The following is a 26,554-nucleotide window of genomic DNA, read 5'->3' as shown; positions in this document are numbered from 1 at the left end:
CAAATTAAACACCTAATTTAAGTAACTTTACTTCTGTAAATTATAAAATGATCACCTACAGGGAAATTCCCGAAACCATTTTATAATTATTACAGAATACAAATGCTTTTTCGAGTAATACTATTAAGTATTGTTCTTCTTATCTGCAGGAATTTACATTCACAAGCTACAATTCCGGTTTCCAGAGATACATGGTCAGGAGCGGAGCCAACTGGCTGGTCTAAATCAGGTACATCTACTTATGGAACTGATGTTTGTGGCGCATCTAATTCATCATCAGCACAATTTAATACTTCGGGCGATTACATCATCGTTAATTATAATGGTCCTGCTTCAGATTTAACTTTTTGTATTAAAGGTAATCCAAGCTCAGGATCAAACATTACTGGAACATTTACTGTTCAAGAGTCAATAGATGGAATTACTTATTCAGATGTAAATAATTATATAAACATATCAAATACAAGTAATTCAGAAACAGAAACATTGTCTTGCAACTCTAGATATTTAAAGTTTATTTACACAAATAAGACTAGTGGCAATATAGCTCTCGATGATGTTTCTATTTCAACCGGTGTTTGTAGTGGATCAAGCAATTACACTGTGAACTTTAACGGAAATGGAAGTGATGGTGGATCTATGAGCGATCAAACTGCTAGTAGTTCAACTGCTTTAACAACCAATTCATTTACACAAACTGGTTGTACTTTTATTGAATGGAATACAGTTTCAAACGGGAGCGGCACATCTTATTCTGATGGAGCAACTTATGATTTTTCTGCTGACATTACGTTATATGCTCAATGGAATTGCCCAGTTAGTTGTACTCCTATTTTTTCAGATGATTTTAGTGCAACCTTATCCCAATGGTCGAACACTACTGATTGGGCCATATCTTCAGGAGAACTAAATCATAACTTATCTGGAGTATCAGGTACAAGTTATATTTTTCACGACCTTGGTGTTCAAGATTTAACTACTAGTGATTTTGAATGGTCTTTTTGTATGCGAAATGGAAATTGGGACCCTTCTGGAAGTAATTATTTTGGTTATTATTTAATTTCTGATGGCTCAGATTTTTTTGGCACTCCTAACGGTTATACAGTTGGTGTTAATCTAACTGGAACCTCTGATTTAATTACTTTATATAGAGTTGATGCTGGTGTTTATACTGCAATAATAACTAGTGCTTATGATTGGAATAGTACTGATGATGTTTGTATAAGAATTACTCGTACCAGTGCTGGTATTTGGCAATTATACTATGATTCAGGATCTGGAGAAACTTCAGCAGGAACTCAAACTGATATAGATTATACCTCTGGACAATATACTGGAGGCTTATTTGAATTTTCAACAACCCGCGCTGGAGAATTATGGATTGATGATGTTAGTATTTGTGGATCAACACCACCTACAAATACAATTACTACTGGATCAGTTTCAGGAAGTCCTTTTAGTGTTCAATGTGCAGTAAGTGATAATGGAACAGTTGCTTTCACCTCTACAGATACTTTTGGTGCTGGTAACGTATACACCGCTCAATTATCAGATGGTTCAGGAAATTTTGGATCTCCAATTAACATTGGAACATTAGTTTCTACTGCTAATAGTGGAACAATAAACTTTACTATACCAGGAGGCACACCAAACGGAGCAAACTATAAAATAAGAGTAATTTCATCAAACCCATATGTTATTGGTAGTGAATCTTCAACTTTTACAATCAATCTAACAGATGGACATTGTGCTCCCCCACATATTACAAGTGTATTATTTAATGGTTGCGACCCTGTAGGATGTGGTGGTGAAGGAAGGTCTGAAATTGTTTTTGCTAACACAGGAGCAAATAGCGTTTTAGTGAATTCAGCTAATTTTGATTTAATCTATCCGGCTTTTCCTGCTTACGACCTTCTTGGTACAGTAGTTAGCAATAATTCAACTATCACTACAATGAATGATAGTGCTGCTTGTGGGACTGTATTTTATGATGCTAACGGACAAACTCTACCTCCGAATTCAACTATGTTATTAGTATCTTCAAGTATCTGTGCAGAAGTAAATTTTGATTGGTCAGGTTTATGCGGGCAAGGTCCTATTTATGTAGTTTTTGGACAATCAGCTGCTTCAACTGGAGACACTTGGCATGATAGTGGTAATTTCGGGAATTCAAGTGGTACGAAAGATTTCGATCTAGATATTACTGCAACTGATGGAAATACTTACTCTTATACTTATTCTTATACTTCTAGTAATCAAGGCGATGGTGAATTCGCAACTTTTTCATCAACTTCACCAGGCGGTAATGCTGTTTCTGTTGGAGTTTTAGCTGATTGTAATGTTACAACTGAAGTATTACCTATTAAACTGTTATTCTTTAAAGGCAAAAAAACAGTGTATGGTAATTTATTAGAATGGACAACTACTACTGAAATAAATAACGATTATTTCACTTTAGAAAGAGCAGAAGATGGTTTTAACTTTAATGAGATAGGAATAATAAATGGAGCAGGTAATAGTTCTACAAATCAATACTATCAGTTTACTGATGACAGAATAACAAACCCTATCAATTATTACCGATTAAAACAAACTGATTTTAATGGTGAATATTCATATTCTAATACAATTGCCTTAAGTACTGATTTATCAAACATGATTTATTATAATAATACTTCCAAAAAAATAGAAATTGGAGACATAGAGAATGGAACGGTATCTATTTACAATATACAAGGGCAACTAATAAAAACAATCCTTGCTAACAATGAAAATATTCCTTTAGATATTGCCAATGGAATGTATATCGTAACTATTCAAACAGCTAATCAGATATATAGTAAAAAGATTGTTGTTAGATAATTAATTTTTAAGACAAGACTAAAAACTCTTGCTCAAAAGGATTTAACTGCTCTATTAATTGTTCAATAAAAGAATCACCTATCAATAAATAAGCATATAAAAAATTGTCTTTACGCTCTTGTAATGAGCCATTAGGAAATAATTTATCTTTAATTCCTTTAATTTGATTAATAGCTACTTCCTCTTTTTGCTTTTCAGCTTTTATTAATCTTGCTTCAATATTTTGTAATGATTTTAAGCTTTTTTGTAGTTCTGCTTTTATCATTGGCTGTAAAGTTTGATCAATTTTACCAGCTTTCTTAATCACATCTTCAAAAACTAATTCAACTCCTCTCTCTTCTGCTTTTAAATCTAATATAATTTCAGCTCCTTCTTTTAAGTAAGTTTTAATTAAATCGTCTTCTTTAAGAAACAATTGTTTTGTTGTTAATCCCAATTTATTAATTTTTTTTGAGGTTCCACCATCTAATAATAGTGCTGAATTTCGTAAAACTAATATTGGATATGTTACGCCATTATTAGCGAACATCTCTTTTAACTGTAGCCAATAAGCCAATTCTCCACCACCACCAATATAAGCTAAGTTTGGTAAAATAACTTCCTGATACAAAGGTCTCATTACCGCATTTGGACTAAAGTTTTCCGGGTAGTTTTCTAATTCTTTTAAAATTTCTGATTCAGAAAATTCAATTTCCGTATTTAAAACTTTAAAATTTCCATCCTCAAAAACAATACGTTCACGTAAGTTATTTTTGAGATAAAATAAATTTATCTCCCTTGGGTTGACTTGCTTTTTAAAGCCTAAAGTTTCTAATTTTTCAGAACTAACATTAATACTTTTAAAATTAGTTTGATTTAATAATTCAGATTTGATATAAGATTGAAATGTTCTTTTAAGTTCTTTATCATCACCATCAATAATTACTAATCCATGTTTACCAAACAACTCATTTACTAATTCTCTTACTGCTTGGGTGAAAGTGTTTTTTGAATTGTAATATTTTTTTAGCTTTTGTATTATTTCTTCCAACCCATTTCTACCATTTAGGGTTTCTTGTATATCAGTAAAAACAGCCTCAATTCCATCTAACTTCATTCGTCCTACAGCACCTGTTTGGAGTGAGTTAATTAGATGTTTCTTTCCAAATAAATTAAAATGATTAATCTCTTCAAAATCATGATCTTCGGTAGCCATCCAAAAAACAGGAACAAAGTTTTTATCTGGAAAATTATTCTTTAACTGCTTTGCCAAATTTATAGTAGAAATAATTTTATAAATGAAGTAAAGTGGTCCTGTAAATAAATTTAACTGATGTCCTGTTGTAACTGTATAAGTATTCTGCTCTTTTAATCTTTCAATATTTTGCTTTACAGAATCAACAACACTTAATTCTTGGTATTGTTTATTTAACGAATCATATAAAACCTTTCTACTCTCATCTGAAAACTGTTTTTCTTCCAATTGATTTTTATATCCTTCAATAGAATGAAAATGGTTATAAAAGGGCTTTAAATTTTCATTACCTGAGATATAATCCAACATTAAGTTGGAAAAATAACCTGTTTGTTGATATGGAATTTTAATTTTATTCATTTACAACCTCTCCATACAAATCAAAATCAGAAGCTCCTGTAATAGTAACATTTGCAAAATCTCCAATCCTTACAAAATTATCTTTAGTACTTACTAGCACTTCATTATCAACCTCTGGAGAATCATATTCTGTTCTACCAACAAAATAATCACCCTCAACTCTATCAAATAATACTTTGAAGGTTTTTCCTATTTTTTGTTCATTTAAGCTAAGAGATATTCCTTGTTGAAAATCCATAACTTCTTGCGCTCTATCTTGTTTATCTTTTTCTGAAACATCATCAATTAAATCATAGGCTGTTGTATCTTCTTCGTGAGAATAAGTAAAAACACCTAAACGCTCGAATTGCATTTCAGCAATCCACTCTTTCATCTCTTCAATATCCTCTCTTGTTTCTCCAGGGAAGCCAACAATAAAAGTAGTTCGAATTGCAATTTCAGGAATTAAAACTCTTATATCATTAATCAGTTTAGTTGTTTTTTCGCGAGTCGCACCTCTTTTCATCGCTTTTAACATATTGTTAGAAGCATGCTGTAAAGGAATGTCAAGGTAGTTACAAACTTTTGGATTAACTTTCATTTCCTCAATAATCTCCATAGGAAATCCTGTTGGATAGGCATAATGTAATCGAATCCACTCTACACCTTCAACCTTAGACAACTCCTGAAGTAATAATGGTAAACGACGCTCTCCATAAATATCTAACCCATAAAAAGTAAGTTCTTGAGCAATTAATATCAACTCTTTTACTCCTTGCTTAGCTAAGTTTTTTGCTTGTAACACCAATTCTTCTATTGGTGTTGAAATATGCTTTCCTCTCATTAATGGAATGGCACAAAATGCGCATTTACGGTCACAACCTTCTGATATCTTTAAAAAAGCGTAATGACTAGGTGTAGTAATAATTCTTTCACCAACTAGTTCATGTTTATAATCAGCTTTTAATGTTTTTAACAACTTAGGTAATTCTCTTGTTCCAAAAAAAGCATCCACCTCTTTTATTTCATCCTCTAAACCTTCCTTATATCTTTCTGATAAACAACCTGTAACATACAATTTATCAACTTGTCCATCTTTTTTTGCTTCGGCATATCTAAGTATTGTATTTATAGATTCTTCCTTTGCATTATCTATAAAACCACAAGTATTTATGATTACAATTTCAGAATCATCTTGCTGAGCTTCATGCTCTACCTCGTAGCCATTAGCTTTTAATTGAGTCATGGTTACTTCAGAATCAAAAAGATTCTTAGAGCAACCCAAAGTGATGACATTAACTTTATTATTTTTTAAGGTTTTTGTTTTCAAGATGAGTGATTTTATAAAAGCTTAAAATTATCTAAAAAGATCGGATTGCCCTTACAGAATAAAGCATATATTTTTTACTGGGTAATTGGTACTTTTTGCTTCCTAACGAAAAGTCATGACCATAAGCTTGATGAACATTGTCAAATTTATTATACGGGTCCTCGCCACAATCAACATCTGTAGAACTCCAATACCTATTCTTGTTTAAAGATTCACCACCTTTTTGTAAAGCAGTTTCATTAATAATTGTACGATTTAAATACATTATATTTAATTCTTCTCTCGAAGGCAAATACCAATCATCATACAAAATTGAATCTATTAATAATTCATATTCATCACAAATAAGTGCTGCGAAAGGTATATCGCTTTTACCTACAAATTTAATGATTGATTGAGTATTCTCTTTCCCAGCATAAATTCCATCAAGAATTGCAACAGATTTTGTATTTCTTTCAGGGGAATTCATTGGTTCACCAATATATTTCAATTCAGTGTCCCATTGAGTTGATTCTGAAATATCCGATTTAGTACAAACTAAACCATGTTCACCCGTCTCATCTAACCAAAAGATGATTCCTCCATGAGCAAAATCTCCAATTTGATATTTTATATTTTCTTGAGAAAACGATTTTAAATAAAGAAAAACAATAAAAATTAGTAGAAACGTATATAACTTGAACATCTTCGTTCGTATATCAAATTATAATTACAAACATTACTTATTAGTCTTTAAACAATGAATCTACAAACTCATATTTATTAAATACTTGTAAATCTTCCATACCTTCTCCAACTCCAATGTATTTAACAGGTATTTTAAATTGGTCAGAAATACCAATTACAACACCACCTTTAGCAGTTCCATCTAATTTGGTTATAGCTAATGCATTTATTTCAGTAGCTAACGAAAATTGTTTAGCTTGTTCATAAGCATTTTGACCAGTTGAGCCATCTAAAACCAATAAAATTTCGTGAGGTGCATCTGGCACTACCTTTTGCATAACACGTTTAATTTTAGATAACTCATTCATCAGGTTAACTTTATTATGTAAACGTCCAGCAGTATCTATAATTACAACATCAGAACCTTTAGCTTTAGCTGATTGTAATGTATCAAAAGCCACAGAAGCAGGATCAGCATTCATGCCTTGCTCTACAATTGGAACATCTACTCTTTTTGCCCAAATTTTTAATTGGTCAACTGCTGCAGCTCTAAAAGTATCTGAAGCGCCAAGTATAACACTTTTACCTTGTTTTTTTAACTGATAAGCTAACTTACCAATAGTAGTTGTTTTACCAACACCATTAACCCCAACAACCATAATCACATATGGTTCTTCTTGTTGAGGAATTTCAATTTCTTTATAATCTCCAGTATTATTTTCTTCCAATAAAGATGCTACTTCTTCTCTTAAAACTTGATTTAATTCAGAAGTGCTAACATATTTATCACGAGCAATACGTGCTTCAATTTTTTCAATTATACGAAGAGTTGTATCTACACCTACATCAGAAGTAACCAATATTTCTTCTAAGCTATCTAAAACCTCATCATCAACCTTAGATTTACCAACTACTGCTTTAGATAATTTAGAGAAAAAAGTTTGTTTTGTTTTATCCAATCCCTTGTCTAAAACTTCTTTCTTTTCTTTTGAAAATAGATTGAAAAAGCCCATATGTCTAATAAAAAAAAAGCTTCTTTCTAAAGTGAAAGAAGCTTAAATCTATACAATTTTATTGAATTATTTTTTTGATAAAAACTCTTGTACTTTATCATTAGGCACAATACTTTCTTGAAAAGCATAAGCACCAGTTTTTTCCGATTTAACCATTTTAATAACTTTGGTTAAACTTTTTCCTGCTGTTTGTAACGATGCAACGGTTTTCTTAGCCATAACTTAATTATTTAATTTCTTTGTGAACAGTAACTTTTTTAAGTATAGGATTATACTTTTTTAACTCCATTCTGTCTGGAGTATTCTTTTTGTTTTTAGTAGTAATATATCTTGAAGTACCAGGCATTCCGCTTTCCTTGTGCTCTGTACACTCCATTATAACTTGTACTCTATTTCCTTTTTTTGCCATCTCTTGGTCTCTTTAATTTTTTACGGACTGCAAATGTAGTATTTTTTTTATAACAACAAATTAAAATCTAAATAATATTAACTTCTCTTTCTAAAGTTATATTAAATTTATTTTCAACCGATTTTATAATGTCAGAAGATAAGTCGAAAATTTCCTTACCAGTAGACCCGCCATAGTTAACTAAAACTAATGCCTGCTTATCGTGAACACCATAATTAGCGATTCTTTTACCTTTCCAGCCACATTGTTCAATTAACCAACCTGCAGCAATTTTAAATGTCCCATTTGATTGCTCATAATTAGGTACATCAATATATTTTTCTAAAATTTTATCTTTTACCATTTTAGAAACAACTGGATTTTTAAAAAAGCTTCCTGAATTACCAATTTTGGAAGGATTAGGCAACTTACTTTGTCGTATGGCAATTACAGCTTCACTTACATCTTTTATTGTTGGGTTTTTTATTCCTCTATGTTCTAATTCACTATTAATTGCACCATAGCTTGTATTTATAAGCGGTTGCTTTGATAGCTTAAATGTAACGGAACTAATAAAATAATTACCTTTTTCCGTAGTTTTAAAAATGCTAGTTCTATAGCCAAAATCACATTCTTGATTAGTAAAATTTCTAATAGAAAAATCTTCTAAACTAATCGCTTCAACCTCTTTAATAACATCCTTAACTTCTACACCATAGGCTCCAATGTTTTGCATTGGACTAGCACCAACATTCCCTGGTATTAATGATAAATTCTCTATACCTGCAAAACCGTTATTTACACAATATAAAACAAACTCATGCCAAGTTTCTCCTCCTCCAACATTAAGTGTAACATCATTCTCAGTTTCATTAACTAATTCTATACCTTTAAAATTATTTTTTAAAACTAATCCCTTAAAATCTTCTATTAAAAGAATATTGCTACCTCCTCCTAAAATTAGAAGGGGATCTTGATTATGCTCTAAAACTTCTTTTAATTCTATTTGACTTGAAACTTCAATAAATTTATTTGCTAGAACATCTATTCCAAAAGTATTGTAAGATTTTAAAGATATTTTTTGTTGAATAATTGCCATTTTATTTTTGAATCAGGACAACAGCGTAAGCTGAGACACCCTCTTCTCTACCTTCAAATCCTAATCTCTCTGTTGTGGTTGCTTTTATAGAAACATCGTCTTCTTCAATATTCATTATTGAAGATAGCACTTTTTTCATTTCTGGAATATGAGGGTTGATTTTGGGCTCTTGAAGAGCAATTGTTGCATCGATATTACCTATAGAAAAACCTTTTTCTTCAACTAAAGCAACCACATCTTTTAAAAGAATTTTACTATCTATCCCTTTGTATTTACTATCTGAAGGTGGAAAGTGAAAACCTATATCTCTTAGATTAGCTGCTCCCAATAAAGCATCACAAATTGTATGAATTAAAACATCTGCATCTGAATGTCCTATAGAACCTTTTGTGTGAGGTATCATTATACCACCCAACCAGAAATCAGCACCATCTTTCAGTTGATGTACATCAAAACCGAAACCAACTTTAATCTTCATAATTTAACTTATTCTCCGCTTTTACCTTGTTTTTTGAAGTCTTCAAAATTAAACATCAACGAAAATCTCATTGTGTTTGCTAATGGATTATTTTGAGTCATTGCTATTAAATAAGAAAAATCGACACTAAAAACATTCATTTTTAATCCTGCACCAAGTGTTACGTATTTTCTATTCCCTTTGGTTAAATGTTCATGAAAGTATCCTGTTCTAACTGCAAATTGCTTATTGTACCAATATTCCAAACCTGCAGATAGATTATACTCCTTAAGCTCTTCCGAAAACCCACCTGGGGCATCACTAAACGACTGAATCATACCAGACATTATTCCTACATTAGGATCTTTTCCAGATTCTATTACTTGCTCTCCAGTTGTATTATCAATTATTGGATCTCCTTTATCATCAGTTGCATAAATTGGAGGGGTTGGAACTAACAATTTATTTACATCTGTAATAATTGCAATAGAGTTATAATCATCCAATACAAAAGCTAAGGATTGTCCTAACTTCATATTAATAGGAATAAAATCTTTATTTGCGTCATCTGTATAAGATATTTTGGCACCTATATTTGAAACATTTAATCCAACATTAAAAATAACATCTTGTCCAAATAATTCAGCATCCTCATTCGTGTAAAACCCACTTACATCAACAGCAAAACTTGTTCCGGCTCTTGTTCCAGCTCCACTTACATCAATACCTCCAGTTAAATTAGAATAAATATATCTAGCAGCAATACCACCTGAGAAACGATCACTTAATTTTCTTGCATAAGCAATGTCAACAGCGAACTCTGCAGGTCTAAAATCTCCTAATGCATTACCTGTTTCATCTGTAAACTTAATATCTCCTAATGAAAAATAACGAAGAGAACCTCCTATTGCGTGGTCATCACCTAATTTTTTATACAAACTAACATAGGATAAACTAATATCTGGAACTAATCTTCTCAACCATGGAGAATAAGAAATAGAAACTCCCATTTCTTTTTCTATAAAAGCCATTTTTGCTGGATTCCAGTGTATTGAGTTTGCATCAGGAGAAGTTGCTACACCCGCATCTCCTAGTGCACCAGCTCTTGAGTCAGGAGCTATCAATAAAAAAGGTACCGCAGTTGTAATTGTGTTTAATTGTAAGGCTCCTCTATTAAGGTCGCTTTGTGCTTTTATTTGAGAAACTGATATAACAGTTAATAATCCTAATACTACTCTTTTCATTCACTTAAAAAATTATAAGGATAGCAAATATACGTTAATTCTTAAATCTGTTATCCTTTTATATAGAGATTAAAAAACGACAAGTATCTAACTTTATTGTTGTTATTATAAAATAACTAATTTTTCATATTTATCTGCCATCGATAAATTTTCAGCTCTAACTTTCAGTCGGTATACATAAACACCTCTAGCTAATTTATCTCCATATTCATCCAAACCATCCCAAGTTATTGAAGTTGATCTAAAACCTTCATTAAGAATATTTTTTTCTAAAGTTTTAACTAACTTTCCTGAAACAGTAAAAATCTGTACCTGAGCATATATTTGCTTATTCGCCTGATTATGCTCAAACCAAAACTCTGTATGCGTTGTAAATGGATTTGGATAATTATATACTCGATCTATAACAATATCTTTAGCTTTTTGAACCACAAATTCTGTCGTTACTTCCCTTGAGTTATTATAAACATCCCAAACTTTCAATGTTAACTTATGTCTTCCTTCCTCTAAATCTTTAAAAGGGAACTTTATCACACCTCTTTGGTAACTATTTAAATCAGCTTCATAGTAATCGTTTAAAATAAAAGCTTCATCTGTTTTATCATCAAGAACAGCAACAATATCATGTCCAATTCCATTCCCCACCATATTAATACCATGTATATCACTAACATAGGCCAACATATTTGGACTTTCATCTGTCAACCCTCCAAAAACAAAAGTCTTATCATTCATATAAAGTTCAATTTCAGGACCTTCATTATCCGCTTCAAAGTTCTGAGAAGTACCTCCAATATAAAAATCAGAAAAAGATCCACTTGCATCTTCAACTTGATTTTCGGCATAATAACTAATCTTTCCAGTTCCATAATTGTATGCTATATCTTTAGGCACAACAAAAGAGAAACTAAAATCACCATTTACGACGCTTACTTTTCCTTTAAAAAGCTTGTTAGTTTGTAAGTCAAAAATAAATGGAGTTCCTCCATCATTTGATAGCGTAGTTATTTCTTTTTTCTTATCAAAAACTGTAGGATAAATTATTCCATTAAAATTTGATAATTTTTGTCCATTCTCGTCTTGAACCTGACCTTCAACCGTAACCTTATCTAGAGCTCTAACTGTATCGATAGTAGCGCTTAAAAAAGCTCCATTAAATTTTTTTGTAGCAACATCATGTATAGGATATGCCAATCGAAGAGCAGGGTCACCTAAAAGAGTAAAATTTCTGTTATTTGAATTACTTGCATTTAAATTTTTAACCTCCATAAAAACATCACCAAGCCTAGGCATTTCATTGTTAACAGGTTCAAATACTTTGTCATAAAAAGTTTTATTTAAATAAAAATTTGGAGTTGAATAAACCAACCTTACAGTTGTCAACAAAGCAATTCCCCCTCCTTTATTTAACAATACTAATTCACCTGCGGAAGTCCTCTTAGGGTCATCAAATCGACTAAATTCACATGTTGCTGTTACCATCAGAGGTAAATTATTAGGATTTTCTATACCATTTATATCACTAACCGTAAAAACTCTTTCATGACCAAGACCGGTTTCTCCACCATGACCTGTATAATTAACAATTAAGGCACCTTCTTCAAAAGATTTGATTATAGCTTCATTAACTTCAGGGTATCTATTCCCTCCTGGTGTAGAAATTTGTTTATAAGCATCAAAAAATATTTTATCCTCATTATAATTTGGATTATCAATCTCCACTATTCCAGCTAATTGATTCGATTGTGACATATGAGTATTTCCATCCTCATCATCTCCTATAAACTCAATTCTATTCCTCCAATCTTTCATAGTCATAGCCGTATTATAATTTATAACTTTATTCACAACATTATCGGCTTCTTCAATAGATTTAACGGGAAACCTTCCAATCCCAAGGTCAACATATTCAGTTGTAGAAGACCATTTACCCTCATTGGGATCCAATAAACCAAAATAATCATCAGAAACTAAAGAACCTGTAATTGATAGAGAGTTAACAGATTGATATGTTGGGATAAAGTTTGTATTATCAGTTAACCTATTTTTATTATCGTAAGAGCCATCTCCAAATAAAAGTAAATACTTAGGCATATCATCTGAAGAAGTTGCTCTTTCATAGAACATTCTAACAAAATCTCTAATCGCTACAATATCTTGAGAGCCTGATGAAAATTCATTATAAATTTGGTTTGGAGTAACGATAACCACCCTCATTCCTTCTTCCCTATGGTGATTGGCTAAATCTTCAGCTTGTGACAAAAAAAGAGGATGACTAACAATTATCATATCTTGAGCAGATAATCCATGTAAATTTTGATTATTTACTCTTCCTTTATTGAATACTTGCGTTTTATAATTATTATTAAATGCAACAAAATGTTTTAATTCTGATGTTGAACAAGAAAAACTCGCTAAAGATCCTAAAGTAAAAAATTGTTCCTTAACATTTAAAGGATCTGTTACATCCCATATTTTAGAAATATTAGAAGCATTAGAAAGATTAAACTGACTAACATTACCAACACCAACTGACTGAGCATCTCGAAAAAATAGCTGATCTCCAGTCATCACTAAATTTCTTCTAACATTAAGTTCGATTTCATCAATCCAAGCAACAGAAGTTGAACTTGGTTTATTGTAAACTACATTAACATTTAACAAACTACTATTCGGTGTAAAAGTCATTGAAGCATTAGAAGCCGAAGCGTAAGGACCTGAATAATTTTGCAAACTGACGCTTCCAAAAGTTACATTAAAATTAGAGTTACTAACACCTACAGCAAAATTACTAGAGCTACTATACCTAGCTGCTCCACTAACACTTATTTTTGCAGCAGTACTTAAATCTATATTAGGGAAATTAAAAACATAATCATACGAAGTTTTTACATCAAAAACATCTCCATACCAATCTCTACCAGATTTAATTAAATTATAAAGATCTCTTTCGTAATATCCATAATCATTAAAGGAAGTTACAATATTGTTTGGAGAAGATAAAGATCCTTGTGTAGTTATTCTCTTTGGTGATTCTCCAGTATTGCTTACAGTTATATAATAAAAAGTAGTATCACTAAATCTATTTATCTCATGAGTGAAGATTTGATTAGACTGGTCATAACTCCATAAATTTGGCGATTGTCCATAGAATAAAACATAATCCTCAATATCAAATCGCCCGTCCAACTCTCCAAAAACTTCAATAGCATTTTGCTGAATATCATCAAATCTAAAGTCTGAATTTAATTCAGGTAGCATCTTACCACCATTACCATAAATTTTAATTGATTGTGGGTTAATGTTATCAATTTCTACTCCAATACCTTTTAAGAAAGAATAAGACAATTTATATACACCATCTTCAACAACACCAATTTTAAACCATTCACCAGAAGATAAAACTGAATTAGGTATAAAAGTTTTACTTGTTGAACTTACCGTAGATATTACTGGTGCTGTAACAACATTAATTTTATAACTTTTAATTTTCTGATAATTACCTGACACAAAAACTAAAGGCGTAAAATTAATTACTCCAAAATTTTGTTTTTTTTGAATCGCATTATAAAATTGAAGGTCTATATTATCTGATACATAAGTAATTCCGGCAATATTTTTTTCTAAATTAACTTGAATATTTTCATATTCAATATTAATAATAGAAACACTTACAATTCTTTCGTTATTAAGTTTTATCCGATGAGAAAAAAAAGCCAAAAAATCTTTGTCTTCATCGTAATTTGCATTTTTAAAGCTAAAAAAAGTCCTTTTTTCACCATCTAAAGTATTATTTTCAATATTGTTTTGCCAATCAATCTCCCCCTCTATAATTTTATTTCCAGAAAAACCAATTAATGGTAAAAATATGATTATCAACAACTTAAAAAATCTCATTGATTTAATTTTTGATTAAAAAAGTTTATAAAATGTAATATTAAAGCTAAATTTACAGAAAAACGTAACAATTTTTTATTTATTGTTTTTATAAGTATTGTAAATTTTATACATTTGAAACTTTGTTAAACATTTTTCCGTAAAATGTTTGATTCAAAACCTACTATATGTTGAGAAACTTTTTGAGTAAAATCTACATTGCCACAATAGCTTTATCTCTATTGTCAATTGATGCCTATGGTCAGGATCCTGAGTTCACACAATTTTACGCGAACCCATTATACCTGAATCCAGCATTCGCAGGTACAGCCCATTGCCCTAGAGTGTCTTTAAATTATAGAAATCAATGGCCTGGTATTAGCGGATCATTTGTTACTTACAGCGCATCATATGATCAGCATGTTGACGCTTTAAATGGAGGCTTGGGTTTATTAGTTATGAACGATAGAGCTGGTGAAGGAACTTTAAACACAACAAACGTAAGTGGTATCTATTCATATCAACTTCCAGTTACTAGAAGATTTTCTATTAAAGCTGGATTGCAAGCTACATGGGCTCAAAAGAGTGTAGATTGGAGCAAACTTACTTTTGGAGATATGATAGATGCTAGAAGAGGTTTTGTGTACAATACTAATGAAGTAAAGAGAGATGCTCCAGCAAATTATGTTGATTTTTCAGCAGGATTACTAGGTTTTAGCGATTTATATTTCTTTGGTGTTGCTGTAAACCACTTAACAGAACCTAACGAATCTGTGATTAAAGGAGAAAGCCCTTTACCTATGAAAATAACAATTCATGGAGGTGCTGTAATTCCACTAGAAGGTAAAGGAGACGCTGTTGCATCTTTATCTCCAAATGTCTTAATTCAAATGCAAGAAAAATTTACACAGATTAATTTTGGTATGTATTATAACAAAGGACCTATTATTGGTGGTTTATGGTATAGAAATTCAGATGCATTTATTACTCTAATTGGCTTTCAAACAGGAATAATGAAATTTGGTTATAGCTACGATATAACGATTTCAAGCCTAACAAACAAGACAGCTGGTTCTCACGAATTCTCGTTAGGACTTCAGTTTGATTGTAAACCTAAAAAAAGAAGATTCAGAACAATAAGTTGCCCTTCTTTTTAGTTTATCTTATATTTGTATTCAAGAAACTTAATAGTTATGAAATTAAAAGGAATAAATTACTTTTTGGCGATAATGTCAATTTCTGCTCTTTTCTTCACTTCATGTAAAAGAGAACAGTCTAGTTCAACTGGTTGGGAATATAACAATCCAAAAAATGGAGGTTTTCAAAAAGTTCCATATTTAGAGCAAGAAACAGGCCCTGGTTTAGTTCTTGTAGAAGGTGGACGTTTCACTATGGGTAGAGTTGAACAGGAAGTAAATTACGAATGGAATAATATACCAAGAACCGTAACAGTCTCTTCATTTTACATGGATGAAACCGAGGTTACTAATTTTGCTTATTTAGAATATTTATATTGGTTAGATAGAGTATTCAGTGCCGATTATCCTGAGGTTTATCATAAAGCTTTACCCGACACATTGGTATGGAGAAGTAGATTAGGATACAATGAGCCTTATGTAGAATTTTATTTAAGACACCCAGCATATAGAGATTACCCTGTAGTTGGTGTTAATTGGCTTCAAGCAAATGATTTCTGTGCATGGAGAACAGACCGAGTAAATGAAATTATTTTAATTAGAGAAGGACTATTTGAACACTATCCTAACCAAATTAATGAAGATAACTTTAACACAGAAGCATATAGAGCTGGGCAATACGAAAGTGGTAAACGTGTAGATGGTATTCCTGATTTAGATCCTAACAAAGAATATAGAAATGTTAGAATGGAGGATGGTATTTTACTTCCTAAATATAGACTCCCAACTGAAGCTGAATGGGAGTATGCTGCTTATGGGTTAATCGGTAATACTATTGACGAACTTATTCCTGATAAAAAATTATATCCATGGAATGGTCATGCTGTAAGAAACTCAAATGAAAATTATATTGGTCAGATACTTGCTAACTTTAAAAGAGGAAGAGGAGATAATATGGGGGTTGCAGGAAAGCTAAATGATAATGCTGATATTACAGCTCCAGTTTATGCTTATTGGCCAAATGATTATGGCTTATACAACATGGCTGGTAACGTTTCTGAATGGGTTATGGATACATATAGACCTCTATCAATGGAAGATAATGATGATTTTAGACCATTTAGAGGTAATGTTTACAAAACAAGATTATTAGATGAAGATGGTATTGTTGCAGAAAAAGATAGTTTGGGTAGATTAATCTATAGAGATGTAGATCCGCAACAAGATAATTTACAAGCTAGAAGAAATTATAGAAGAGCTGATAACATAAATCATTTAGATGGAAACTGGGAATCTAATATTAATTACGTGAATGCTGATATGGGTAATAACCCTGACTTTGCTAACGAAAACCCATTACTACAGATGTATCAATTTGGTGAGACTACTCGTATTAATGATAGATCTAAAGTTTATAAGGGTGCTTCATGGAAAGACAGAGCTTACTGGGCTGTACCTGGAACAAGACGATGGTTATTGGAAGATCAATCAACTGACTTTATAGGATTTAGATGTGCTATGACTAGAGTTGGTAGCCCGGTTGGTTTAGGATATTAACAATTGACAATTAATTATATTTTTAAAAGCTCGAACAAAATGTTCGAGCTTTTTTTATGTTTACAAAATGGAAATTAAAGAGTTATATAAACTATTTTCGAATAGTTCTGGGATTTGCACTGATACTCGTAAAATAGAGAAAGATTGCATCTTTTTTGCCTTAAAGGGTGATAATTTTAATGGAAACAAATTCGCTCAAAATGCGATTCTTAATGGTGCAAGTATTTCTATAATTGATGAAAAAGAATTTTTTATCAATGAAAAAACAATATTAGTTGATGATGTATTAAGTACTTTACAAAAATTAGCGAATTATCATCGAAAACAATTAAATATTCCTTTCATTGGTATAACAGGAACAAATGGTAAAACAACTAGTAAGGAATTAATAAATTCAGTTCTTAGTCAACACTATAATACAGCTTATACTCAAGGAAATTTAAATAACCATATTGGAGTTCCATTAACTATTTTGTCCATTAAAAAAGATTGTGAAATTGCAATAATTGAAATGGGTGCAAATCATATAGGAGAAATAAATGATTTATGTAAAATTGCAGAACCTAATTATGGCATTATTACAAATATAGGTACAGCACATATTGAAGGCTTTGGAAGTAAGGAAGGAGTTATTAAAACAAAAAATGAAATGTATAATTACATCTCTAAAAATGGCAGATTGATATTTTGTAATAATGATGATCCACTTTTGCAAAAAATATCTCTTTCGCTAAATAAATATACCTATGGTAAAAAAGAGGCTGATTGCACATCTGAGCTTCTGACAGAAACACCAAATATAAAATTGAAATGGAATAACCAGGACGTTAATTCAAATCTCTATGGAAACTATAATTTTTATAACATATTATTAGCTATTTGTGTAGGTCAATATTTCAAAGTTCCATCTAAAAAAATAATAAAAGGTATTGAAACTTATGTTTCTTCAAACAATCGCTCACAATTAATAAAATTGAAAGATTTAGAGATTTATTTAGATGCTTATAATGCAAATCCTTCAAGTATGGATGTTGCCATAAATAGTTTCGCCACAACAAAAAAATCAAACAAGTTGATGATATTAGGGGATATGTTAGAACTTGGAAAAGTAAGTGTTGACGAACATCAAAATATTATTAATAAAGCTTACGAATTAAGTATTGATACCATTTTTGTTGGAGAGCATTTTAGTAATGTAAAAGACAAATACAACTTTAGTTATTTTAAAAATAGTGAAGACTTAATTCAGCATTTTGATAAAAAAGTAATTAATTATTCATCTATTTTAATAAAAGGGTCAAGAGGAATTCGATTAGAAAAAGTTGCAGAATATCTACAAAAAAAGCTCCACTAAAAAGTGGAGCTTTTATATTTAAAACAAAAGTAATCTTATTTCAAAATAGATCTTGAAATAACAATTTTCTGAACTTCTGTAGTACCTTCATAAATTTGTGTGATTTTTGCATCACGCATTAAACGCTCAACATGGTATTCTTTAACAAAACCATAACCACCATGAACCTGAACAGCTTCAGTAGTAACCCACATTGCAGTTTTTGAAGCAAAAACTTTTGCCATTGCGCTTTCTTTATCAAAATTAATTTTTTGATCCTTTAACCAAGCCGCTCTCAAACATAACAATCTTGAAGCTTCAACGTCTGTAGCCATGTCTGCTAATTTAAATGCAATTGCTTGATGTTGGTGAATTGGTTTACCAAATGCTTCTCTTTCTTTTGAGTAAGCAATTGCAAGTTCCATCGCTCCAGACGCAATTCCTAGTGCTTGAGAAGCAATACCTATTCTACCTCCAGATAAAACACTCATCGCAAATTTAAAGCCAAATCCATCCTCTCCTATCCTATTTTCTTTAGGAACTTTTACATCATTAAACAATAATGTATGAGTATCACTTGCTCTAATTCCCATTTTGTTTTCTTTTGCTCCAACAACAAATCCTTCCATTCCTTTTTCTACAATAAAAGCATTAATACCTTTATGCCCTTTTTCAACATCTGTTTGAGCTATAACAATATAGTAAGATGCTGAACCTCCATTTGTAATCCAGTTTTTTGTTCCGTTTAACAAATAATAATCTCCTTTATCAATTGCTGTAGTTCTTTGTGATGTTGCGTCTGAACCAGCTTCTGGCTCTGATAAACAAAAAGCTCCAATCGCTTCACCTTTAGCCGCAGGAACTAAATATTTTTGTTTTTGTTCTTCAGTTCCATATTTTTCAATTCCCCAACAATAAAGAGAATTATTAACTGACATGACAACAGAACAAGAAGCATCAACTTTACTAATTTCTTCCATTGCTAAAACATAAGAAATAGTATCCATACCGCCACCGCCATATTTAGGATCAACCATCATTCCCATGAAACCTAACTCTCCTAATTGTTTTATTTCTTCCGCAGGAAAACGTTGTTGCTCATCTCTATCAATTACACCTGGTTTTAACACATTTTGTGCAAAATCTCTAGCAGCATCTCTAACTGCTAAATGTTCTTCTGTTAATTCTATATTCATTGTTAATTATTTATAAATTTGAAAGGAATACAAAAATAACTTTTTAATCTGATTTTTCAAACCTATGAATACGTATAATGTTATTGGTGTTATGTCTGGAACTTCATTAGATGGTCTTGATATTTGTTATTGTTCCTTTTCTATATCCAAAAACAAACAATGGTCTTACAATATTAATGCTGCAAGCACCATTAATATTAGTGATAAACTAAAAACTAAACTTATAAAAGCAATAAATTATTCAGGATTAGAGCTTTCTTTACTAGACAATGAATTAGGCGATTTCATAGGGCATTCTATTAATATTTTTATTAAAAAAAATAATATAAAATCTATTGATTTTATATCTTCTCATGGTCATACCATTTTTCATCAACCTCAAAAGAAATTAACCTTACAAATAGGAAATGGTGCAAACATTTCTTCAATCACTAAATATCCTGTAATTTGTGATTTTAGAACTTCAGATTTGGCCTTAAAAGGAAATGGAGCTCCATTAGTTCCAATAGGGGATAAATTACTATTTAATGAATATGACTATTGCTTAAATTTAGGAGGAATTGCCAATATTTCTTATCAAGAAGAAAAAAGAATTGCCTACGATATATGTCCGGCTAATATGGTATTAAACAAACTTGCAAATGATTTAGGTAAGGAATATGATGCTAATGGAGATATTGCTAGATCTGGAAAAATTGATAGTTCTTTATTAACTAAACTAAATAATTTAGAATATTATCAAACACCTCATCCAAAATCATTAGGTTTTGAATGGGTTGAAAAATATATATTCCCTATTTTAAATAATTATGATATTCCTGTTGAAAATAAATTGAGCACATTTATAGAGCATATTGCATTACAAATATCAAATCAAGTAACAGAAAAATCTACTCTATTAATAACTGGAGGTGGAGTTTTTAATTCCTTTTTAATTGAGCGATTAAAGAAAAATAGTAATCTTTCTATAATAATCCCTCCCGAGGAAATCATAAATTTTAAAGAAGCATTAATCTTTGGATTTTTAGGCGTTTTAAGATATAGAAATGAAATAAACACTTTGAAAAGTGTTACTGGTGCTCAATTTGATAATATTGGAGGATGTATCTACAATGCTTTAACAAATTAATAAAGTTTAATTATATTTGAGCTTTATTGAAAAAATCGAAAACCAACTCTATGAAAAATAAATTGAAACTTACTTTTTTATCAATCATAACATTAATAATTCCTGCGATTACTTTTGCTCAAGAAACAGTTGAAGTAGTAGAAAAAACGCTGAGCGATAAAATTAATGAAGTATTTACTCCTATAGTAGAAGTAATGGCTCAAGTTGTTTTTTGGAAACCATTTAAATATTTTGTTGACGAATCAAGTCCTTTAGCGAATATCCCTGTCGTAGTTTTGTGGTTAGTTATTGGAGCTGTATTTTTCACCATTTACAATAAATTCATAAATATTAAAGGATTTAAACATGCTTTAGAGCTTATCCGTGGTGATTACGACGATCCAAATGATAAAGGTGAAGTATCTCACTTTCAAGCTCTTGTTACTGCTCTTTCTGGAACAGTTGGGTTAGGAAATATTGCTGGTGTTGCTGTTGCAGTTACTGTTGGTGGCGCAGGAGCTACTTTTTGGATGATACTTGCTGGATTATTGGGAATGTCAACCAAATTTGTAGAATGCACATTAGGAGTTAAGTATAGAAATATTGATGAAAATGGAACTGTATCTGGAGGTCCAATGTATTATCTTTCTAAGGGTTTGAAAAAACAAGGTAAAGGTACATTAGGAAGTGTTTTAGCTATATTTTTTGCAGTTTTGTGTATTGGAGGTTCTTTTGGTGGTGGAAATATGTTTCAAGCTAACCAAGCTTTTGCACAATTAACTAGTTTAGAAGAATTAAGTTTCTTAAGTGAATATGGAGCATGGTTTGGTGTAATATTGGCAATTTTAGTTGGTATTGTTATTATTGGAGGAATTAAAAGTATAGCTAATGTAACTGATAAAATAGTTCCTTTAATGGTTGGAATCTATGTACTAAGTGCTTTAACTATTATTATCTTAAATATTGGAAACATTGGGGAAGCTTTTAGTGAAATATTTTCAGGAGCTTTTAGTCCAGATGCTGCTAAAGGTGGTATTATTGGAGTTTTAATAGTTGGTTTTCAACGTGCAGCATTTTCTAATGAAGCAGGGGTTGGTTCAGCCTCTATAGCCCATGCAGCAACAAAAACAAATGAGCCAGTTAGTGAAGGAATTGTTGCTTTATTAGAACCATTTATTGATACTGTGGTTGTTTGTACAATGACTGCCTTAGTATTAATTTTTACAGGTTATGCTCACGAGCCTCAAGGCTTAGTTGGAGCAGAATTAACTTCTGCTGCATTCGAACATGCTCTAGGAGGTTGGTCTAGATATATATTAGCCTTTGCCGCTGTTCTTTTTGCATTCTCTACAATGATATCATGGAGTTATTATGGAATTAAAGCTTGGACTTACTTATTTGGATCATCTAAAGCTGCTGATTATTCCTACAAAGCACTATTCTTAGGATTTATTGTTGTTGGAGCTTCTTCTACCCTAGGTGCTGTTATGGATTTTTCTGACATGATGATTTTAGGTATGGCTTTCCCAAATATTTTGGGTCTTTACTTTTTTGCTGGAGAAATTAAAGCTGACTTAAATGACTATTTTGCTCGAATTAAAAGCGGAGCAATTAAAAAGTTTAAATAATCCACAAAAATTACTATGGGAAAGTTAAATGACTACTTTTCTTTTTCTCGAGGAGAAAAAAACGGTGTGGTTGTTTTATTTTTCATTATCCTATTACTGATTTTCGGTATTCAATTTGCTGATTATTTCAATCTCACTAAAACAACTGATTTTAGTGAATTTGAAAACGCTATAAATCAATTTGAGAAACAAAGAGATTCAAATTTAAAAGTAAATAAAGAAACCTCAAATATTGAATTATTTAATTTCAATCCAAACATCATTTCTGATGAAGAATGGATAAAATTAGGTTTTGAAAATTGGCAAATTAAAATCATTAACAAATACAAATCTAAGGGTGGAAAATGGAAAGTGAAAAATGATGTTTCCAAAATTTATGGTTTAGATTCTTCAAATTATGAAATTTTAAAACCCTACATCTTACTCCCAGAAAAAATTGAAAATAATTCAGTAATAACTTCCAAAAAGGATAATAAAACTGAAATATTATATTTTGAGTTCAACCCAAACACTATAACAAAGTTAGAATGGAAAAAACTTGGTTTTTCTGATTGGCAAATAAAAACCATTTTTAACTATAAAGCTAAAGGAGGTAGCTGGAAAACAAAAGCTGATGTAAAGAAAATTTATGGCTTAGATGAAAGTAATTATTATAAGTTAAAACCTTTTATCTTACTTCCAGATAAATTTGATGAATCAAAGGCCACAAAAAAAGAAAAAGACTTTACTGAAAAAATAAATATAAATAAAGCAGATGCAAAAGAACTCACTAAGTTAAAAGGAATAAACTCTGAAAAATATGCTAATATAATTATCAAGTATAGAAACAGTTTAGGAGGATTTATTAAAAAAGAACAACTTAAAGAAGTATATAATTTATCAGAAGACACCTATAATGGATTTGAATCTCAGCTTGAATTAGAAAATATTAACCCGACACAACTAAATATTAATACTGATAAAATTAAGGATTTGACAAAGCATCCTTATATCGATTGGAAAACAGGCAATGCCATAATAAAATATAGAAAAGCAAATGGAAACTATAAATCAATAACTGATATTAAAAAGATTCATTTAATTTCAACAGAAACTTACCTGAAAATTTCGCCATATTTAACAGTGAAATAAATCGCTTTTTGCTTCTCCACTCTCTAATCGTTAATTTAGCCTTTTATCCAATTATTTATAGCTTTTTAGATGCAACGAATATACAGCTCACATTGGGCAGATTATGAATTAATTGATGCTGGCAACAACAAAAAGCTAGAGCGATGGGGCAATACCATTACAATTCGCCCAGAACGAAATGCGTACTTTACTCCTATTCTTTCTCAAAATGACTGGAACAAAAAGGCTGATTTTGAATTTATTGAGGAAACCTCTAATTCTGGTTATTGGAAAATATTAAATAAAAAAGCCAAAAAAAACTGGCAAATTGAATTTAAAAATTGCGTATTTAATCTTCAATTAACAAAATTTAAACACATAGGAATTTTTCCAGAGCAAAAAACAAATTGGGATTATTTAATTTCAAATTTAAATAAAGATGATAAGTTCTTAAATCTATTTGCTCATACAGGAGGCTCCTCGTTAGTTGCAAATTCTATTGGAGCTAATGTAAATCATTGTGACTCTGTTAAACAAATTATTTCATGGGCAAGAGAGAATATGGAAAGTTCTAATTTAAATGACATTTCCTGGATACTTGAAGATGCCCTGAAATTTTCTAAAAGAGAAGAAAAAAGAGGTAATAAATATGATGCAATTATAATGGACCCCCCTGCTTATGGAATTGGAGCAAAAAAAGAACGATGGAAAATTGAAACTCTCTTTCCTGAATTAGTGAAAACTTCCAGTCAAATTTTAAATAAAACAGGATTTTTAATTGTTAACACTTACTCTCCCAAACTAGGAGAAGAAGAAATAAAAGAAACAGTAATTAAATATTTTCCTTCAAAAAAAATAGAAATAAATAAACTTTGTATAAAATCAACCACAGGTAAAATTATTGAATACGGCGAATTAACTAAAGTCTTTTAAAAGTCATTTGATTAATCAGATTTATATCCTAAAATTGTATTTTATTAAAAAATAATATAAATGCTAGCAGAAACAATCAAACAAGTAATAAGAGATGTACCAGATTTTCCAAAGCCTGGAATTATTTTTAAAGACATTACTCCTATCCTATTAGATGCTGAATTAACTAGAAAAATAGTAAATGATATGGCTGAAAATTATAAAGATAAATGTATTGATGCTATTGTAGGTATAGAAAGTCGAGGGTTTTGGTTTGGAATTATGCTGGCAAATAAATTAGATATACCTTTCATTCCTATTCGTAAAAAAGGTAAACTTCCATACAAAACAATGTCATATAAATATGATTTAGAATATGGAACTGCTGAAGTTGAAATTCATGAAGATGCTTTACAAGACAACTGGAATGTATTAATTCATGATGATTTATTAGCGACCGGTGGAACTGCAATTGCTGCAGCTGAATTAATAAAAATGCAAAATGCAAATGTTGCAGGATTTAGCTTTGTTGTAGAGTTAGATTTTTTAGAAGGAAGCAAAAGTCTTTCAAAATATTCCGAAAATATTAGTAGTTTAGTACACTTTTAAAAAAATTATCGATGGATTTTAATGTTAGTGAAAATGAACAAATGATTGCACAAATGGTGCGTGATTTTGCAGAAAAAGAAATTAGACCAAACCGTTATCAATGGGATAAAGATGAACACTTCCCTATAGATGTAATGAAAAAAATGGGAGAACTGGGCTTACTAGGTATTTACATACCTGAGGAGTACGGTGGATCAGGTTTTGGGTACCAAGAATATACAACAGCTCTTATTGAACTTGGAAAGGTATGTGGTGGTGTTGGATTAAGTGTTGCTGCTCATAATTCACTATGTACTGGTCACATATACTATCACGGAAGTGAAGCTCAAAAAAAGAAATATTTACCAAAACTTGCTTCTGGAGAATGGATTGGTGCTTGGGGATTAACTGAAGCTAATACTGGTTCAGATGCGATGAGAATGAAAACTACAGCCGTTAAAGATGGAAATGAATGGGTAATTAACGGCACTAAAAATTGGATCACACATGGTCTAAGTGGTGATGTAGCAGTTGTATTAATTCGTACAGGTGAATTATTAGATAGTAAAGGTATTACTGCTTTTATTGTAGAAAAAGGAACCCCTGGTTTTTCAGCTGTAAAAATTATTGATAAACTTGGAGTTAGAGCAAGTGAGACAGCTGAATTAATATTCGAAAATGTAAGAGTTCCTGAAGAAAATGTTATAGGTGAGGTTGGAAAAGGCTTTATGCAAGCGATGCAAATATTAGATGGAGGAAGAATATCAATCGCAGCTCTAAGTTGTGGCGTTGCTCGTGGCGCTTACGAAGCTTCACTTCAATATGCTAAAGAAAGAGAGCAATTCGGTACGCCTATTGCGAATTTTCAAGCTATTGCTTTTAAACTAGCAGATATGGCAACAGAAATTGATGCAGCTGAATTATTAACTAGACAAGCAGCAGATTTAAAAAATAGAAAAATGCCTATGACAAAACAAGGTGCTTTCGCTAAATATTATGCAAGTGAAGTATCTGTTAGGTGTGGAAATGAAGCTGTTCAAATTATGGGGGGATATGGATATACTAAAGAATATCCAGCTGAAAAATATTTAAGAGATTCTAAACTAATGACAATTGGTGAAGGTACTTCTGAAATACAAAAAGTAGTAATATCTAGAGAAATTTTAAAATAAATAGTTGTCTATATTATTTTATTCCCTACATTTGCAGCCCTTAAAAAAATAAAAATATACAAAATACAATGATAGTAATACCAATAAAAGACGGTGAGAACATCGAAAGAGCTTTAAAAAGATACAAGAAAAAATTCGAAAGAACTGGTGTTGTTAAAGAATTGAGAAGTAGAAAACAATTTTTAAAGCCATCTGTTGTAAACAGAGCAGCAATGATTAAAGCTGTATATATTGAAAAATTAAGAAAAGCAGAAGAGTAAAAAAACTCATCTCTTCAAAATATTTGTAGTTTGCCTTGATAACTTT

22 protein-coding genes are annotated in these 26,554 nt (G+C 30.9%); 11 read left to right on the top strand and 11 right to left on the bottom strand.

Translation table 11 applies throughout. The annotated features are described in order from the left end of the window. Positions 1 to 102: 102 nt before the first annotated feature. Positions 103 to 2,862, top strand: coding sequence for an InlB B-repeat-containing protein (locus tag FRY74_RS07440; protein ID WP_147100112.1), 2,760 nt, complete (start codon positions 103 to 105; stop codon positions 2,860 to 2,862). Positions 2,863 to 2,869: 7 nt separating this feature from the next. On the opposite strand, the gene bshC is transcribed toward FRY74_RS07440, so the two are convergent. The 10 genes from bshC to porU all read right to left on the bottom strand — a co-directional run bounded on the left by bshC (position 2,870) and on the right by porU (position 14,529). Then, positions 2,870 to 4,456, bottom strand: coding sequence for a bacillithiol biosynthesis cysteine-adding enzyme BshC (gene bshC, locus FRY74_RS07435; RefSeq protein WP_147100110.1), 1,587 nt, complete (start codon positions 4,454 to 4,456; stop codon positions 2,870 to 2,872). After that, entirely contained in the window at positions 4,449 to 5,765 is a 1,317-nt protein-coding gene (rimO, locus tag FRY74_RS07430; RefSeq protein WP_147100107.1) for a 30S ribosomal protein S12 methylthiotransferase RimO, read from the bottom strand. The genes bshC and rimO overlap by 8 nt, the downstream gene beginning before the upstream one ends. Positions 5,766 to 5,796: 31 nt before the next feature. Continuing rightward, on the bottom strand, positions 5,797 to 6,450 hold the full coding sequence (locus FRY74_RS07425; RefSeq protein ID WP_147100105.1) for a DUF1566 domain-containing protein: 654 nt from the start codon (positions 6,448 to 6,450) through the stop codon (positions 5,797 to 5,799). Between the two features lie 40 nt (positions 6,451 to 6,490). Further along, the gene (ftsY, locus tag FRY74_RS07420; RefSeq protein ID WP_147100103.1) at positions 6,491 to 7,444 is read right to left on the bottom strand and encodes a signal recognition particle-docking protein FtsY; all 954 of its coding nucleotides are present in this window, start codon (positions 7,442 to 7,444) and stop codon (positions 6,491 to 6,493) included. Positions 7,445 to 7,510: 66 nt separating this feature from the next. Next, a complete protein-coding gene (locus FRY74_RS07415; protein WP_147100101.1) occupies positions 7,511 to 7,663 on the bottom strand; it encodes a DUF4295 domain-containing protein in 153 nt (50 codons plus the stop codon). Between the two features lie 7 nt (positions 7,664 to 7,670). Next, entirely contained in the window at positions 7,671 to 7,853 is a 183-nt protein-coding gene (gene rpmG / locus FRY74_RS07410; protein WP_147100098.1) for a 50S ribosomal protein L33, read from the bottom strand. 67 nt (positions 7,854 to 7,920) lie between these two features. Next, entirely contained in the window at positions 7,921 to 8,931 is a 1,011-nt protein-coding gene (murB, locus tag FRY74_RS07405) for a UDP-N-acetylmuramate dehydrogenase (RefSeq protein ID WP_147100097.1), read from the bottom strand. Position 8,932: 1 nt separating this feature from the next. After that, on the bottom strand, positions 8,933 to 9,409 hold the full coding sequence (ispF, locus tag FRY74_RS07400) for a 2-C-methyl-D-erythritol 2,4-cyclodiphosphate synthase (RefSeq protein ID WP_147100095.1): 477 nt from the start codon (positions 9,407 to 9,409) through the stop codon (positions 8,933 to 8,935). A gap of 8 nt (positions 9,410 to 9,417) precedes the next feature. Continuing rightward, the gene (porV, locus tag FRY74_RS07395) at positions 9,418 to 10,632 is read right to left on the bottom strand and encodes a type IX secretion system outer membrane channel protein PorV (protein WP_147100093.1); all 1,215 of its coding nucleotides are present in this window, start codon (positions 10,630 to 10,632) and stop codon (positions 9,418 to 9,420) included. Between the two features lie 105 nt (positions 10,633 to 10,737). Next, on the bottom strand, positions 10,738 to 14,529 hold the full coding sequence (gene porU / locus FRY74_RS07390) for a type IX secretion system sortase PorU (RefSeq protein ID WP_147100091.1): 3,792 nt from the start codon (positions 14,527 to 14,529) through the stop codon (positions 10,738 to 10,740). A gap of 167 nt (positions 14,530 to 14,696) precedes the next feature. Here porU and FRY74_RS07385 point away from each other — a divergent pair, with 167 nt between their 5' ends. The 3 genes from FRY74_RS07385 to FRY74_RS07375 all read left to right on the top strand — a co-directional run bounded on the left by FRY74_RS07385 (position 14,697) and on the right by FRY74_RS07375 (position 18,555). Then, a complete protein-coding gene (locus tag FRY74_RS07385; protein ID WP_147100089.1) occupies positions 14,697 to 15,665 on the top strand; it encodes a PorP/SprF family type IX secretion system membrane protein in 969 nt (322 codons plus the stop codon). A gap of 36 nt (positions 15,666 to 15,701) precedes the next feature. Next, on the top strand, positions 15,702 to 17,201 hold the full coding sequence (locus FRY74_RS07380; protein ID WP_147100087.1) for an SUMF1/EgtB/PvdO family nonheme iron enzyme: 1,500 nt from the start codon (positions 15,702 to 15,704) through the stop codon (positions 17,199 to 17,201). Between the two features lie 67 nt (positions 17,202 to 17,268). Beyond that, a complete protein-coding gene (locus FRY74_RS07375) occupies positions 17,269 to 18,555 on the top strand; it encodes a UDP-N-acetylmuramoyl-tripeptide--D-alanyl-D-alanine ligase (protein WP_147100085.1) in 1,287 nt (428 codons plus the stop codon). A gap of 35 nt (positions 18,556 to 18,590) precedes the next feature. Here FRY74_RS07375 and FRY74_RS07370 read toward each other — a convergent pair whose 3' ends face one another. Next, entirely contained in the window at positions 18,591 to 19,730 is a 1,140-nt protein-coding gene (locus tag FRY74_RS07370; protein ID WP_147100083.1) for an acyl-CoA dehydrogenase, read from the bottom strand. 64 nt (positions 19,731 to 19,794) lie between these two features. On the opposite strand from FRY74_RS07370, the gene FRY74_RS07365 reads away from it, so the two are divergent. From FRY74_RS07365 to rpsU, 7 genes are all read left to right on the top strand, one after another. Then, a complete protein-coding gene (locus tag FRY74_RS07365; RefSeq protein WP_147100081.1) occupies positions 19,795 to 20,859 on the top strand; it encodes an anhydro-N-acetylmuramic acid kinase in 1,065 nt (354 codons plus the stop codon). Positions 20,860 to 20,909: 50 nt separating this feature from the next. Beyond that, positions 20,910 to 22,466: an alanine/glycine:cation symporter family protein gene (locus FRY74_RS07360; protein WP_147100079.1), complete on the top strand. Its 1,557-nt coding sequence runs from the start codon at positions 20,910 to 20,912 to the stop codon at positions 22,464 to 22,466. 15 nt (positions 22,467 to 22,481) lie between these two features. Then, entirely contained in the window at positions 22,482 to 23,597 is a 1,116-nt protein-coding gene (locus tag FRY74_RS07355; RefSeq protein ID WP_147100077.1) for a helix-hairpin-helix domain-containing protein, read from the top strand. Between the two features lie 69 nt (positions 23,598 to 23,666). After that, the gene (locus FRY74_RS07350) at positions 23,667 to 24,509 is read left to right on the top strand and encodes a class I SAM-dependent methyltransferase (RefSeq protein WP_147100075.1); all 843 of its coding nucleotides are present in this window, start codon (positions 23,667 to 23,669) and stop codon (positions 24,507 to 24,509) included. Between the two features lie 60 nt (positions 24,510 to 24,569). Next, on the top strand, positions 24,570 to 25,097 hold the full coding sequence (locus FRY74_RS07345) for an adenine phosphoribosyltransferase (protein WP_147100073.1): 528 nt from the start codon (positions 24,570 to 24,572) through the stop codon (positions 25,095 to 25,097). A gap of 11 nt (positions 25,098 to 25,108) precedes the next feature. Continuing rightward, positions 25,109 to 26,248, top strand: a complete 1,140-nt coding sequence (locus FRY74_RS07340; RefSeq protein WP_147100071.1) for an acyl-CoA dehydrogenase family protein — start codon at positions 25,109 to 25,111, stop codon at positions 26,246 to 26,248. 68 nt (positions 26,249 to 26,316) lie between these two features. Continuing rightward, on the top strand, positions 26,317 to 26,508 hold the full coding sequence (gene rpsU, locus FRY74_RS07335) for a 30S ribosomal protein S21 (RefSeq protein WP_147100069.1): 192 nt from the start codon (positions 26,317 to 26,319) through the stop codon (positions 26,506 to 26,508). Positions 26,509 to 26,554 lie beyond the last annotated feature (46 nt).

The sequence above is a fragment of the Vicingus serpentipes genome (genome assembly GCF_007993035.1).
Lineage (GTDB): Bacteria > Bacteroidota > Bacteroidia > Flavobacteriales_E > Vicingaceae > Vicingus > Vicingus serpentipes.
Note: the sequence above shows the minus strand (reverse complement) of the source record. Positions and strands in the feature narration are given on the sequence as shown.

Coding starts and splice junctions, on each gene's coding strand:
- FRY74_RS07350 (WP_147100075.1), top strand. CDS start 23,667: ATGCAACGAATATACAGCTCACATTGGGCAGATTATGAATTAATTGAT.
- porU (WP_147100091.1), bottom strand. CDS start 14,529: ATGAGATTTTTTAAGTTGTTGATAATCATATTTTTACCATTAATTGGT.
- rpmG (WP_147100098.1), bottom strand. CDS start 7,853: ATGGCAAAAAAAGGAAATAGAGTACAAGTTATAATGGAGTGTACAGAG.
- FRY74_RS07440 (WP_147100112.1), top strand. CDS start 103: ATGCTTTTTCGAGTAATACTATTAAGTATTGTTCTTCTTATCTGCAGG.
- FRY74_RS07345 (WP_147100073.1), top strand. CDS start 24,570: ATGCTAGCAGAAACAATCAAACAAGTAATAAGAGATGTACCAGATTTT.
- porV (WP_147100093.1), bottom strand. CDS start 10,632: ATGAAAAGAGTAGTATTAGGATTATTAACTGTTATATCAGTTTCTCAA.
- rpsU (WP_147100069.1), top strand. CDS start 26,317: ATGATAGTAATACCAATAAAAGACGGTGAGAACATCGAAAGAGCTTTA.
- bshC (WP_147100110.1), bottom strand. CDS start 4,456: ATGAATAAAATTAAAATTCCATATCAACAAACAGGTTATTTTTCCAAC.
- FRY74_RS07365 (WP_147100081.1), top strand. CDS start 19,795: ATGAATACGTATAATGTTATTGGTGTTATGTCTGGAACTTCATTAGAT.
- FRY74_RS07370 (WP_147100083.1), bottom strand. CDS start 19,730: ATGAATATAGAATTAACAGAAGAACATTTAGCAGTTAGAGATGCTGCT.
- FRY74_RS07425 (WP_147100105.1), bottom strand. CDS start 6,450: ATGTTCAAGTTATATACGTTTCTACTAATTTTTATTGTTTTTCTTTAT.
- FRY74_RS07385 (WP_147100089.1), top strand. CDS start 14,697: ATGTTGAGAAACTTTTTGAGTAAAATCTACATTGCCACAATAGCTTTA.
- FRY74_RS07360 (WP_147100079.1), top strand. CDS start 20,910: ATGAAAAATAAATTGAAACTTACTTTTTTATCAATCATAACATTAATA.
- ftsY (WP_147100103.1), bottom strand. CDS start 7,444: ATGGGCTTTTTCAATCTATTTTCAAAAGAAAAGAAAGAAGTTTTAGAC.
- FRY74_RS07340 (WP_147100071.1), top strand. CDS start 25,109: ATGGATTTTAATGTTAGTGAAAATGAACAAATGATTGCACAAATGGTG.
- FRY74_RS07380 (WP_147100087.1), top strand. CDS start 15,702: ATGAAATTAAAAGGAATAAATTACTTTTTGGCGATAATGTCAATTTCT.
- FRY74_RS07415 (WP_147100101.1), bottom strand. CDS start 7,663: ATGGCTAAGAAAACCGTTGCATCGTTACAAACAGCAGGAAAAAGTTTA.
- ispF (WP_147100095.1), bottom strand. CDS start 9,409: ATGAAGATTAAAGTTGGTTTCGGTTTTGATGTACATCAACTGAAAGAT.
- FRY74_RS07355 (WP_147100077.1), top strand. CDS start 22,482: ATGGGAAAGTTAAATGACTACTTTTCTTTTTCTCGAGGAGAAAAAAAC.
- FRY74_RS07375 (WP_147100085.1), top strand. CDS start 17,269: ATGGAAATTAAAGAGTTATATAAACTATTTTCGAATAGTTCTGGGATT.
- murB (WP_147100097.1), bottom strand. CDS start 8,931: ATGGCAATTATTCAACAAAAAATATCTTTAAAATCTTACAATACTTTT.